11 protein-coding genes and 1 pseudogene are annotated in these 13,174 nt (G+C 46.6%); 11 read left to right on the top strand and 1 reads right to left on the bottom strand.

Annotated features, from left to right (window positions below):
• The first annotated feature begins 2 nt into the window (after positions 1–2).
• From VLX91_08790 to VLX91_08765, 6 genes and pseudogenes are all read left to right on the top strand, one after another.
• Positions 3–614, top strand: a complete 612-nt coding sequence (locus VLX91_08790; GenBank protein HUI30301.1) for a methyltransferase domain-containing protein — start codon at positions 3–5, stop codon at positions 612–614.
• Positions 611–1,300: pseudogene (locus VLX91_08785) on the top strand (NmrA family NAD(P)-binding protein). Before VLX91_08790 ends, VLX91_08785 begins: the two are co-directional and overlap by 4 nt.
• Positions 1,301–1,319: 19 nt before the next feature.
• A complete protein-coding gene (locus tag VLX91_08780) occupies positions 1,320–1,529 on the top strand; it encodes a hypothetical protein (protein ID HUI30300.1) in 210 nt (69 codons plus the stop codon).
• Positions 1,530–2,155: 626 nt separating this feature from the next.
• Positions 2,156–4,336: a catalase/peroxidase HPI gene (gene katG / locus VLX91_08775; protein HUI30299.1), complete on the top strand. Its 2,181-nt coding sequence runs from the start codon at positions 2,156–2,158 to the stop codon at positions 4,334–4,336.
• Positions 4,337–5,156: 820 nt separating this feature from the next.
• The gene (locus VLX91_08770) at positions 5,157–5,903 is read left to right on the top strand and encodes a hypothetical protein (protein ID HUI30298.1); all 747 of its coding nucleotides are present in this window, start codon (positions 5,157–5,159) and stop codon (positions 5,901–5,903) included.
• Positions 5,900–6,685 carry a DUF4886 domain-containing protein gene (locus VLX91_08765; protein HUI30297.1) on the top strand — a complete coding sequence of 262 codons (786 nt, stop codon included), beginning with the start codon at positions 5,900–5,902 and terminating at the stop codon, positions 6,683–6,685. The genes VLX91_08770 and VLX91_08765 overlap by 4 nt, the downstream gene beginning before the upstream one ends.
• Before the next feature lie 423 nt (positions 6,686–7,108).
• Here the strand turns inward: VLX91_08765 and VLX91_08760 are convergent, their stop codons facing one another.
• Entirely contained in the window at positions 7,109–7,861 is a 753-nt protein-coding gene (locus tag VLX91_08760) for a hypothetical protein (protein ID HUI30296.1), read from the bottom strand.
• A 543-nt stretch (positions 7,862–8,404) separates the two neighbouring features.
• On the opposite strand from VLX91_08760, the gene VLX91_08755 reads away from it, so the two are divergent.
• From VLX91_08755 to VLX91_08735, 5 genes are all read left to right on the top strand, one after another.
• Entirely contained in the window at positions 8,405–9,406 is a 1,002-nt protein-coding gene (locus VLX91_08755) for a serine hydrolase (protein HUI30295.1), read from the top strand.
• A 123-nt stretch (positions 9,407–9,529) separates the two neighbouring features.
• Positions 9,530–10,705: a C40 family peptidase gene (locus VLX91_08750; GenBank protein HUI30294.1), complete on the top strand. Its 1,176-nt coding sequence runs from the start codon at positions 9,530–9,532 to the stop codon at positions 10,703–10,705.
• 58 nt (positions 10,706–10,763) lie between these two features.
• Positions 10,764–11,783 (top strand): dipeptide epimerase, encoded by a 1,020-nt coding sequence (locus VLX91_08745; GenBank protein HUI30293.1) that lies wholly within the window; start codon positions 10,764–10,766, stop codon positions 11,781–11,783.
• 76 nt (positions 11,784–11,859) lie between these two features.
• Positions 11,860–12,471 (top strand): serine hydrolase, encoded by a 612-nt coding sequence (locus VLX91_08740; GenBank protein ID HUI30292.1) that lies wholly within the window; start codon positions 11,860–11,862, stop codon positions 12,469–12,471.
• A 14-nt stretch (positions 12,472–12,485) separates the two neighbouring features.
• Positions 12,486–12,743, top strand: coding sequence for a serine hydrolase (locus tag VLX91_08735; GenBank protein HUI30291.1), 258 nt, complete (start codon positions 12,486–12,488; stop codon positions 12,741–12,743).
• The last annotated feature ends 431 nt before the right edge of the window (positions 12,744–13,174 follow it).

Raw genomic sequence — 13,174 nt, 5'->3', positions numbered from 1 at the left:
AAATGAAACGTCAAGGGAAGTATGACTGGGAAACAGTCTATGCTGAAATGCCAGTTGAGGAAATGCACTGGTATTATCCCACACTCGACCCCGACCTCGAGAAAACGTTGAAAGATTATAACATTAAGTCGGGGACTTTCCTGGATTTGGGCACCGGACCGGGGACGCAAGCTATCGAACTTGCAAAAAGAGGATTTACCGTTACAGGTACGGACATATCCAAAGATGCCGTTAAGAGGGCCTCAAAGCTATCGGACAAAGTTCAGTTCATCCAGGACGATATACTCAATTCCAAAGTCAATCGACAATTTGACTATGTTTTTGACAGGGGATGTTTTCATGTGATGAGCGAGGAGAACCGACCAAAGTACTTAGAAACAGTAAGTCGATTGTTGAAGACGGACGGATTGCTATTCATAAAGTGTTTTAGTGACAAGGAACCAGATATAGGCAGAGGACCTTATCGTTTCTCAAAGGAAATGATGGGACGAATTTTCGCCGATCATTTTGACATTGAGAGCATTCGCGACACGGAATATCAGGGAACCAGAAAGCCCACCCCAAAGGCACTCTTTGTAATATTGAAGTTAAGGAGAGAGAATAAAAAGATATGAACATGGACAAAAAAACTATTGTAGCATTAGTTGGTGGGACAGGTGATTTAGGTTCTCTCATCGCGAAGGAATTAATGGGTAAGCCCAATGTGCAACTAAGACTTTTGGTACGCCCAGAAAGCAGAGGCAAAGTTGTAGAACTGGAAAGCCAGGGCGCTCAAATAGTTGAGGGTTCTCTAGCAGCAGGTAATAGCAAGGGACTCGGTGCTCTTTGTTAGGGAGCCACAGCTGTCATTTCTGCTATTCAAGGCGGCCCTGATGTTATCATAGCCGGCCAGGCAGAATTGCTGGGCGCCGCAAGAGAGGCTGGTGTTAAACGATTCATCCCCTCGGATTTTTCCCTTGACATGTTCAAAGTAAAGGTTGGCCAAATCGTAAGCTCTGATTGGAGAAGACAGTTCGCGACGATTGCCGAAGACGAATGTCGTGGTGTTGAAGTTGTTCATGTCCTGAACGAAGGATTTCTTGATCGCAAGGTCGTCTTCGGCTTCATCAATATCATCAGTGTGGATGAACAGAAAGCATATTTCTGGGGCGATGGAAAGCAACTTATGGATTATACCACGTACGCCGATACGGCCAGGTATACTGCTGAGGTAGCTGTTGATGACAAATCTGTTCCCAAGGTTTTTTCCGTTGCTGGCGATTCACTCAGTTTTGAAGAGATGGAGAGTCTACGAAACTGAAACAGGTAGGAAGCTCGAGGTGGTAAGATTAGGTTCAATGAAAGATCTGGACGCAAGAATTGAAGAGCTAAAGCAGGACGGCCAGCAGAACTTCCGTAAATACCTGCCGCTGATGTATTACAGAGCTCAATTGAACGGAGAAGGTAAGCTGGATAATCTAATGAATGACCGTTACCCTTCTATTAGGCCTACCACCCTTCGAGAATACATAGCGCAGGAAAAGCTTTGAAGGGTTTTAAAATGTTCATGACGCGAGATTTAATTCAAACATGTAATGATTAAGTCTGAATTCTATTGGGACTCCGGGCGTGATTGAAACTGTTCTGGAAATGTTTTCTCCAATGCTATGAGGCCGGCGGTGGATCCCACAAATTCCGGCGCATCAATTCCCAGCCGACGATTCTCATTTCATCGACGTTTAGCATCGATGTAGTCTCGGTGCAGGATTTTTCCTGTTCGAGTTAGACAGCTAGGTGCTGGCTCAGTTTCAATTTCTTCAGGAGTTGAAGGAGTTATTTAGCCGCAAAGGAGACGCTCGGTCGGCAGAAAAAGGCATCAATTCCCTTTGCGTCCTCTGCGCCTTCTTAGCGCTCTTTGCGGTTACGTCCCAAATGAGCCAATACCGACAGCTACTGAAAATTGATTTAATAATATTATTTTATGAAATTTGTAATGATGCGTCTGAGCGATATTGATGTAATCCATTTCCCCAAAAAGACAATGTATTGCGTTATGACAGTAGTTGGGCAAAAATCTTTTCCTTTTTTCACGTAACAATGTAAGAAGAGATAGAGAAATAGATCCGATTCATGCTAGCTCTGTCCAACGATTTACACAACGAAAGGAGTAAATACTATGAGTGAAGAGAACAAGTGCCCGGTAACCGGCGGCAGAGGCACATCGAACCGAGAATGGTGGCCGAACCAGCTGCGGCTCGATATCCTGCACCAGCATTCCTCCAAGTCCAATCCGATGGGCGAGGATTTCAACTACGCGAAAGAGTTCAAGAAGCTCGACTTCGCGGCACTGAAGAAGGATCTCCGTGCCCTGATGACAGACTCGCAGGACTGGTGGCCGGCTGACTTCGGCCACTACGGACCTCTGTTCATCCGCATGGCATGGCATAGCGCCGGTACGTACCGCACCAGCGACGGCCGAGGCGGCGCAGGTCACGGTAACCAGCGGTTTGCTCCCCTCAACAGCTGGCCCGACAATGTCAACCTCGACAAAGCACGCAGGCTGCTTTGGCCGATCAAACAGAAGTATAGCAGGAAAATTTCCTGGGGCGACCTGATGATCCTCGCCGGCAACGTTGCTCTGGAATCGATGGGATTCAAGACATTCGGTTTCGGCGGCGGGCGTGAAGACATCTGGGAACCGGAACAGGACACCTACTGGGGTTCCGAAAAGAAGTGGCTGGATGACAAGCGTTACTCCGGCGACCGGGATCTTGAAAATCCTCTCGCCGCCGTGCAGATGGGACTGATTTATGTCAATCCGGAAGGTCCCAACGGCAACCCGGATCCGATAGCGGCGGCCAAGGACATCCGCGAGACTTTTGCTCGCATGGCAATGAATGATGAAGAAACGGTGGCGCTCATCGCGGGCGGCCACACCTTCGGCAAGACCCACGGCGCCGGTGATGCAAAACATGTGGGGCCTGAGCCGGAAGCTGCTGGCATCGAGGAGCAGGGCCTCGGCTGGAAGAGTAGCTTTGGCACGGGCAAAAACGGCGACGCGATCACCAGCGGCCTGGAAGTTACATGGACTACCACGCCAACAAAGTGGAGCAACAACTTTTTCCAGAACCTGTTCGGCTATGAATGGGAGTTGACGAAGAGCCCGGCAGGTGCGCACCAGTGGAAGCCGAAGGATGAGGCTGGCGCTGGAACGGTGCCGCATGCCCACGACCCATCAAAGCATATTGCGCCATCAATGCTGACTACCGATCTCTCCCTGCGGTTTGACCCTGTTTACGAAAAGATTTCGAGGCGCTTCATGGAACATCCGGATCAATTTGCGGACGCGTTCGCCCGGGCGTGGTTCAAGTTGACGCATCGGGATATGGGTCCGCGTGCACGCTATCTTGGCCCGGAGGTTCCGAAAGAAGAGCTTATCTGGCAAGACCCCATTCCTAAAGTCAATCACAAACTGATTGATGCAAAGGACATCGTCTCCTTGAAGCGTAAGATCCTGGCTTCCGGCCTTCCGATCTCGCAACTGGTTTCAACTGCCTGGGCATCTGCGTCCACCTTCCGTGGCTCTGACAAACGCGGCGGTGCCAACGGTGCCCGCATTCGTCTGGCTCCGCAGAAGGATTGGCAAGTGAACCAGCCTGCCCGGTTGGCAAAGGTGCTCAAGACCTTGGAGGCGATCCAGAGTGCTTTCAACAAAGCGAAGTCTCGCGGCAAGAAGGTATCATTGGCTGACCTGATTGTTCTGGCCGGCTGCGCGGGCATCGAAAAGGCCGCGAAGAATGCCGGTTACAAAGTAACGGTTCCTTTCACACCGGGACGCATGGATGCTTCGCAGGCGCAGACCGACGTGGCATCTTTCGCCGTGCTCGAACCGGTCGCGGATGGTTTCCGCAACTACCTCAAATCCAAATTTTCTGTATCGGCCGAAGAACTGCTGATAGATAGGGCACAATTGCTGACGCTGACCGCGCCCGAGATGACGGTTCTTATAGGAGGCATGCGCGTCCTGAATACTAACTTCGGACAGACCAAGCACGGAGTCTTTACGAAGCGACCAGAGGCTCTGACCAACGACTTCTTCGTGAACCTGCTCGACATGGGCACGACGTGGAAAGCTGTGTCCGAAGACCACGACGTGTTCGAAGGGCTTGATCGCAAGACAGGTAAATTGAAGTGGACCGCTACGCGTGTCGATCTGATCTTCGGTTCCAACTCCCAGTTCCGGGCCCTGGCCGAAGTCTACGGATGCAAAGACTCCCAGGAGAAGTTTGTGAATGACTTCATAGAGGTGTGGAAAAAAGTCATGAACCTTGACCGTTTCGATCTCGCCAGATCGTAGCATAACGTCTTCTGGGACTTCTCACGGGCGGCGAACGAACGGTCAGCTAACAATCGGTTCCACCGGACGGCGTATCGCCGCCGCTCAAATGGAATGTTGGTACGGAACATAAGAAAGAGAACTGAACGAAGAAGAGAGAAGAAGTCTAACGTCGTTAACAAGCTGATTTCAGAAGACCAGCAGCCTTGTTTAGGGTCTCTCGGCGATGTCTTCCTTCGTTTTTTTCTAGTTTGTCGAGAGTGACTTCATCTATGTGGAGTTGCTTCGCAAGTTGTTTTCTAATCATGCCATGAAGCAATCTGAATCTTCTGATTTTTTGCCCGAAGGTGTCGGTCGGAAAAAGGTCTTCCGGCACATATCCCAAGAAATCAACGACTTTTGGGATATGTGTTCTGAGCGGCTGGCAATCGTTGGTACATCAATTGGGGGCAGGTCAGGTTGCCAATGTGCAATCGCTCAAGCTGATGAGCGATTGCCGACGCGCGAAGTTTGAGAGGTGAAGGAATTTTATGTTCAAACAAATAACAAAGGAAATTTAGGTCTAAAACATGTTTCAACGCACTGGAACACTGCCCCAACTTAAAACGGTTTTGTTCCGTTCCTGTTGATAGATGGGATACGTGAAAAACTTGTTGCAGGATGGACTAACGCCAACACTTGAAAATCAAGGAAATTGGCCTCATGGTTTTGAGTACTGGTTTAAAAACTATGTTTGGCCCATATGGCATACCAATCAGCCTTTTCCCAGCGGAGCTTCATATGCCAGAACGGTATATTCAAATGTGCAAGAATTCAAACCACAAGATCAATGAGGTGTCACATGACCCGAGCGCTTAAAGCTACTGTGATTCTATTATGTTTAAATCTTGCTACGGCCATTACAAGCTTCTCTCAAGGAGATAATTACGAAGCAATTACGGACTCAATTGCTGCTAAAGTGAAGAGAATAACCGGGCACACATGCTACATTTCGGGAACGGACATCGACCGGCAAATCATCGAAGACCATGAAACGGCTTTGAAGGACCCATATTTCGAGGAGAGAATAAAAGACCCTTATCATACCCTTGCTGGTTGCTTTATTTTTCTTGCTTCAGATGCGGAGAATTCTGATTCGTCAATGCCCGGATTCGTCGGCATATATAACATCAAATTGGATTCTGTCCTCTGGCGTTCTGTACCGCTATCAAGTGATTTTTCGAGTGGAGCTTTGGGAAGTATGGATGCAACAGGCGAATTGAATCGAGACGGTAAAGTAGAAATTATCGTAGGCCAAGCTACAGGGAACCTAGGAGTAAATCACCAATTATGGATTTTCAATTGGGATGGGAAAGATGGCAAGCTAATCACTCAGTTAGATAGTCTTGGCCGGTCCGAAATTATGTATTGGGGGGACGAATACGAGATAAAAGATGTTGATGGTGACGGCATTTACGAAATACTAGGCGAATGGTACAAAAACTATGACTCCGACAAAATGACGACGATAATGTATAGCTGGAATGGTTCCCTTTACGGGAAATGGGGGAAGTCATCTAGGTACTCGCTCAAGGAGAAGAAAAAATGAAACGCTTCTCCGTCATCTGTGTTCTTCTGTTAGTTTGCAATCAATGTTCTAGGAATCAGAACTTTGATGAAGGTCAAGATTCGAAAGCCACTCTTCGCATTCTGTTTATCGGTAACAGCTATATTTATATCAATGATCTTCCTAATACCTTCGTAGCCTTGGCGAACTCCGGGAACCATAAAGTTGAGACAGCGGTGGTGGCCAATGGTGGCTGGACGCTGGAAAACCATCTCAATTCCATCGGGACGCTAGATTCAATCAAGTCGAGTAAATGGGATTACGTAGTGTTACAAGAGCAGAGTGAGATACCGTCGGTAGAGCCATTGAGGACCACGGTGATGTATCCGGCGGTGCGATCTCTGGTAGAAAAAATCAGGGAAGCTGGATCGACACCGCTCTTCTTCTTGACCTGGGCGCATAGGGACGGATGGGCAGAGCGTGGAATGGCGGACTACAAAAGCATGCAGCTTGAAATCAACAGGGGCTATTTGGGGATATCGAGGGAACTGAACGAAGGGGTAGTGCCGGTAGGGTATGCCTGGATGAAAGCGAGGGAAAATCATCCAGAAATGGATTTATGGCGGAGTGACGGGAGCCACCCCAACGAGCGAGGAACATATCTGGCAGCATGTGTATTTTATGCGGCGATATTCGGTGAAAGTCCGGAAGGGCTGAGTTACCGGAGCAGTTTGTCGGAAGAAGAAGGTGAGCTGATACAACAGATTGCAGCCGATGCAGTGTTGAAAGATCTCGATCAATGGAATCTGAAGGTGAAGAAGTAGTATTGGTAGTTTGATGAAGAAAGAAAAACGATTGGTCCAAATTTGAAAGCTCGTGGCAGCCCGTCACAAAGGTGAAGCAAAGGCGTTAATCTCAGGTCAATGCCCGCTTACCCTCAGATTATCAAAAACCTTTTGAATTAGTTTAGATAAGAGCAGAATCACTGCAGGTATTATATGCGGGTAGGATTCGCCCAAAGAGTTTGTAACTAATGCAGAAATGAAAAACATGTGGTGAAGCGGACTTCTCGACCAATCTACTCGAAGTTTGGCACCCGCAAATTACTGATGAGACAGTTCGGACGACACAGGTTCACTCCAAGAATCCCCGAATAAATTCATCGGAAAATTACTCCAGATAACTCGACAAATAACTTGAAGGTTTTAGACCGAGAAAAAAATAACCTGCGTCAGAAAAAGTATCGCTCATTCTCGCCACGACACAATTTGAAACTGATTGACAGCGGCTGGAAAAAAAGGCGGATGCTTGGTATAAAAGCGGTTGTCAAAGACATAATATCTGTTGAAGCCCGTAGTTGGCACGGGGTCGGTGTTGGCAACACGGCCGCGGGAATTCTGAGTGATAGAACCAAACACTTTAAGTTTGCCCACTACACCAGAGTTATAATAACCGGTCTGATCACCCATATAGTCAAGATATCCCCAGCTTCCTTGTCTTGCAAAAATTGCGGCATCCACTTCTATGTTGCCTGCAGTCTTTCGGTTATCTACCACGACACTTTGGTCTGCAACGAGGCCCAGCATGTCTGTATTGTTGTTGTAAATTGAGTTTCCCTCGACAATAATATTACCATCCTTCGTTTTGTCGAAAGCATTTCCGGGAGCCACCGAAGAATATTGGGTGCTTGAACTTATCCGATGGGTACTAGGCTGTGTTACAGCAATTGTCAACTTTCCATTCACGGTGCCCCGCACGTGCGCATCCCCATCAACCACCGTAATAACTTCCTGTCCGTTGGAATTAGTAAGCTGGCTTTGCGTGTAGCTGGATGTAGAGTCTTTAGCTTTAACTGACCAACTACTTCCGTTGATGTACCTTGTGGTATCAGTTTCCGTCATTGAGCCGTCTGGATTGAAGGTCAGATAAACGTCAAACGCATCATTGCTCCTATTGTCAGGAGCATTTGTCCTGTACCCATCCGTTTTTCTCCTTCTCATTAATTAAAATTTTACATCGGCCACGGTTGTTGTCTCTGCATCACCGTACCACTTTACTGAATTTGTCCCATATTAGTTAACCGTAGAAATAGCGTCAACCATATACACTGTGTATTTTTTGCTCTCATATATCACGGTACGTTACACTGTTTCTGAGTAATTAACCATATGGACGCAGTAATCCTGCGGAATAAGTAGTCACAATCCGTTGAAATATTAAGCCGCCATGATTTTGTCACGCATCCAAATTCGTCATATCAAATAGCTTCATTTGACTGAAAAGATTTTTTCAATAATATTTATTTCGCTTCATCGGTCGAAGTGACATCCCGGTTCTCTTGTCGCCTTGTTTGTCCATTTACTTCTCATATGAAGAAGAAGCGGAGATTAACCGCAACTTATATGGCTAGTTTTCCGCGTAAACAGTTGCAAAATTATTCTGACTGCTGCATCTTATGCGATAACACTGGCAAGATTCCCATCCACTTAAGATATATTTTGCCGACGTATAGAAGTGACCGTATCAATTGAGAGGAAGCGCAAATGAATTCCAATGGTTCGAAAGGGCCAATAGGAGGAAAAAAAGAGAATGTGAAGATTATCGCAAACCTTTGCATAACTTTGAGATTTCTATTTTTCCCTGCAACCGGTTTTTCTCAGGAAGTAAAGATGCCAGCCTACTTTAAAGTTGATAATCAATTCTCTGATTCGTTGTCTGATATCGTCAGATCTGTTGATCTGGATAGCTCGTTCAACGTAGGCGCTGATGGCATCGAAACAATTTCCTTTGCTGTAGTGGATCTGACCGGAGACAAACCGGTACTAGGCGGTGTTCATTATGGCAGTTTCACTTATCCCGCAAGCGTGTATAAAATGTATGTGGCAATGCAGGTCTTGAAGGAAATAAGCGATGGGGACTACTTTCTTACATCGTCATACATAGTAAAGTCTCCAAATGCAGTTGATATGGAAAAGCAAATCGAGTGGGATCCGCGTCCTGTCCTCCGAGACGGAGATACGGTAACGATAAACTATCTACTCGACTTGATGATAACAAGAAGCGATAATTCGGCGGCGAATTGCCTGATTGATGTCGCAACGAGAGACAGTATCAATGAAACCATGCACCAGTACGGATGGTATGGCAGCGAAGTGACGAGGAAATTTCTTGGAAGGGAATATGAAGATTCAGCTTATAAAAATATAAGGGGGACACAGACCTGCGCTCTGCATGCCGCTGATTTCATGTATCGGATTTACGCCAACCAGCTCGTAAATCCATGGGTGAGCATGGAGATGAAAGTGCTGCTGGGAAGGCAGCTCGATACCACAAAGATTTCCCGGGGACTTACACGCAACGTTATGTTCTACCATAAGACCGGCTGGTGGAGTTATTGGACCAATGATGTGGGAATAGTTGATAATGGCAGGACAAAATATATTATTTCTTGTTTTGTTCCCGTGGAGGAAAGCAGGTCGAGGGCTGCTATGAAAATGATATCGCAGAGAGTGTTTGAATTGATCGAACGAAGGCATGAAAGGTGATTCGGCATTTGGATGAGGATTCTACCGGCTTCGGCGTCAGAAATAAAATGAAAGGAATTGGTCGCCGGTAATTGCCATTTTATTCTATGTCGCATAAATTCCACTAACGGATAAAATTGATCTATGAAGCGGATTCTTTTCTTGTTCTTTATTTCAGCCATTGTCGGATGCAACTCCAATAGAATGCTTGTCGCACGGATCGACAAAAGTTTAGACTCCCTAAGGACTATGTTTGCTCCCGACTCACGCACCGCCGTGTTCAAAGTTACGGCAGAAGAAACCCGTCAAGGAATTGTGGTTAAGGGCGATGTCGACAACCTCGAAGCAAAAACCTCTGCGATGTTGTGCGTGAGGAAGCTCGAGAGAGATGGGGTTATCGATTCAATATCTGTCTTGCCTGATGAGAACCTTAAACCGAAAGTATACGGTATCGTTGATGTAAGCGTGGCAAGCATGTATGCCGCACCGCGATATTCTTCCGAGCTGGTGAACCAGCTATTGTTGGGACATACAGTGTCGGTTCTCAGAGAATCTCACGGATGGTATTACGTTAAGTCGACTCCACAGCCTCCGTTCGACAATGGTTACCTGGGATGGATAGATTCGGATAACCTCGTTCGGATGGACTCGTCGGATTTCGAGGTTTATAACGCGGAAAGAAAGATTATTGTCACTTCCGTCTATTCGACAGTACGAAGCTCGATAAATGGCGGCAGCACGATGTCTGACGTGGTGATGGCGGATTTGCTGAAACCGATTTCGGTGATCGGCTCCTCTATTAAAATTGAATTGCCTGACGGTAGGGTAGGGTATGTCTTACGTTCGGACGCGGAATATCTCGATAAATATTCATCGGTTCATAAACCCACGCCAGACGGAATCGAGAGTCTAGCAAGAGAATTTATCGGATTTCCATATCTCTGGGGAGGAACGAGCACGAAAGGTTTGGACTGTTCCGGATTCGTGAAGACGGTCTTCAGGATGAACGATGTTGATCTTCCGCGAGATGCAAACCAGCAGGTTAACATCGGCAAGAGTGTCGATCCCGGGAGTAATTTCTCCAATCTCAAGAAAGGAGATTTACTTTTCTTCGGTGAAAGGGGAGGAGCGGGAAAGCCTGAAGAGATTGTTCATGTCGGAATCTATTTAGGGGGGGGATATTTCATACACTCCAGTAGCCTCGTCAGGATAAACAGTCTTGTCAGTACAGACTCGTTGTTCGATGAATATGAGCTGAACAGGTTTGTCGAAGCTAAACGGATTCTTCCACTTTCCACCGATTCCGCTCAAATAAACTGATGGTCCTATTTCCATCTTTTCGTATCTAAATTCTATCCATCATCCGCTGGAAGAGCAAATGAAACTTGATTACAGACGATATGACCTGAAGCTCAAGCACACTTTCAAAATCGCGAGGAGCTCACGAGATACCGTACCAGTCGTCATTGTTAAATTCGAAAAAGATGGCATCGTTGGTTATGGAGAAGCTTCGCCGAACGCTCGGTATAACGAGACAGCGGAAACGGTCGAAGAATTTCTAAGGAGGATTGATATTAAAAGATTGTCGGATCCGTCTCGGCTCGAAGCCGCTCACGATTACGTGGATTCACTGGCTGTTGGAAATCCCAGTGCCAAATGTGCGATTGATATTGCGCTTCACGATTGGGCTTGTAAGAAAGTGGGTATTCCTCTTTACAGGTACTTCGGTGCAGATAAAAGCAAGATGCCTATTTCTACTTTTACAATCGGAATAGATACAGCAGATAATATCGTTCGGAAAGTTGAAGAAGCTAGCAACTACCCTGTACTAAAAATCAAAGTGGGTTTCGTCAATGACGAAGAAATAATTGAGGCGGTTCGCAGCGTCACAGATAAACCACTTCGCGTTGATGCCAACGAAGGATGGAAGTCGAAGGAAGATGCCCTCGAGAAAATAAAATGGCTTGCTGCCCAAAACGTGGAGCTCATCGAGCAACCGATGCCCGCATTGCAGATTGATGATGCCATATGGCTCCACGAAAGAGTGGAGATGCCGGTTATCGCGGACGAAGCTCTATCGCATTTTGAAGTTGCGGAATTATCCAGGGCCTACGACGGAATAAACATAAAACTGCAGAAGAACGGCGGGCTGGTTAAGGCCCGCAGACTGATCGGTGAAGCCCGACGGCATAACATGAAAATTATGTTGGGATGTATGATTGAATCGTCGGTTGGGATAACTGCCGCAGCACATATATCTCCGCTTGTCGACTGGAACGATCTGGACGGTAACGTACTGATTTCTAACGACCCATTCGAAGGAGTGGTAAACGAAAACGGGCACCTCTTTCTGAGTGACGCAGCAGGACTGGGAGTTCATCAGATTTCAGGGAATTAGCAACGCGGTTCCTCTGTGTTATCAGCGAAATGGAGTGGCCGCAGAGAACTAATAAATCTTAAAGAATGGAGGCGATATGAAGACTTCAGTCATTGTGTTGTTAGTCTTATTGCAATCGGTGATTATTTCCAATGCCCAGCCGTTGCAGACAACGGTCGATTCGCTTGCACGAAATTTCAAAGGTGAAGTGGGGATCTACGCAGTGAGCCCTGCCAACGGGGATACCGTTTCGTACAATGCGGATAAAATGTTTCCGACGGCGAGCGTTATAAAAATTTATGTGTTGGGCAAATTGTACCACGATGTGAAGATGGGGGTGCTCCGGATGAGCGACAAGGTGACTCTTCACAACTCGGATAGAGTACCGGGGAGCGGGATACTGCTGTTCATGCATGATGGATTGGAGTTGACTTTAGGCGATCTTGCCTGGCTTATGATCAACATGAGCGATAACGTAGCGGCAAATATGCTCGTTGACAGGGTCGGAGGAGTTGAGCAGGTCACCGACTTCATCAAGCAATCTGGCTTGACCAAGACAAAGATGCTTGCGAAAATATTCGACAAAAATGTTTACAGCGATTCTCTGCAGAGGAAGACTTACGCCATAGGTGTCTCGACACCACAGGAGGCAGCATTCTATCTTTCAAATCATATGCAGGTGAGGTCGTTGATTCGCAAAGCTCCATAGTGATGGTCGAGTTGATGAGATATCAACTTTATAATGCGAGTGTACCTCGCTTCCTGCCTACTTACAGAGGCACAATTGAAATCGCCCATAAAACTGGAGCTTTAGACGAAACTAGAAACGATTGCGCAATCATCTATACGCCGAGGGTGAATTACATCCTCTGTGCCTTCACAAGCAACAACAAAGATCTGCGTTGGATCATAGACAATTCAGGCGAACTTCTCATAGCAAAAATCTCGGAATTGATATACAGGAGTTTTGTTGGCAAATAGTGGAAATGTTGGATCATCATTTGATAGATAAAGTTTATAAACCCAAAGGTCGTGAATTTCTCGGAGCATGGTTTCCTTCCGCGATTTGTCAACTTTTTGTTCCGAAACATTTTGGGAAGTATTGACAACGCCTAATTAAAGTATTATTTTCAGTTGTGAGCAGAAAATCATACTGTGGCTCACAAATAGTTGGTTGAGTAGATGCTTAAGTACAAACGGGAAAGGAGACTTGCGTTGTCCGCAAGCAAGAGATTAACCTCATAACTACCTCTCAAAAGTGGATGCATTCCGGCGAGCGCGCAGTTCATCATTTCCCAAGTTGGTCCATTGCATCCTTTCATTAGAGTAAGTCTGAAACTCTTTCGTGACCTGATCCGTTATTAGAAGACCGGAGGAATTGATCGAGTATTGATTAAGCGTTCCAGTCAAAA

The organism is Candidatus Acidiferrales bacterium (assembly GCA_035515795.1).
Taxonomy (GTDB): Bacteria; Bacteroidota; Ignavibacteria; order Kryptoniales; family JAKASW01; genus JAKASW01.
Note: the sequence above shows the minus strand (reverse complement) of the source record. Positions and strands in the feature narration are given on the sequence as shown.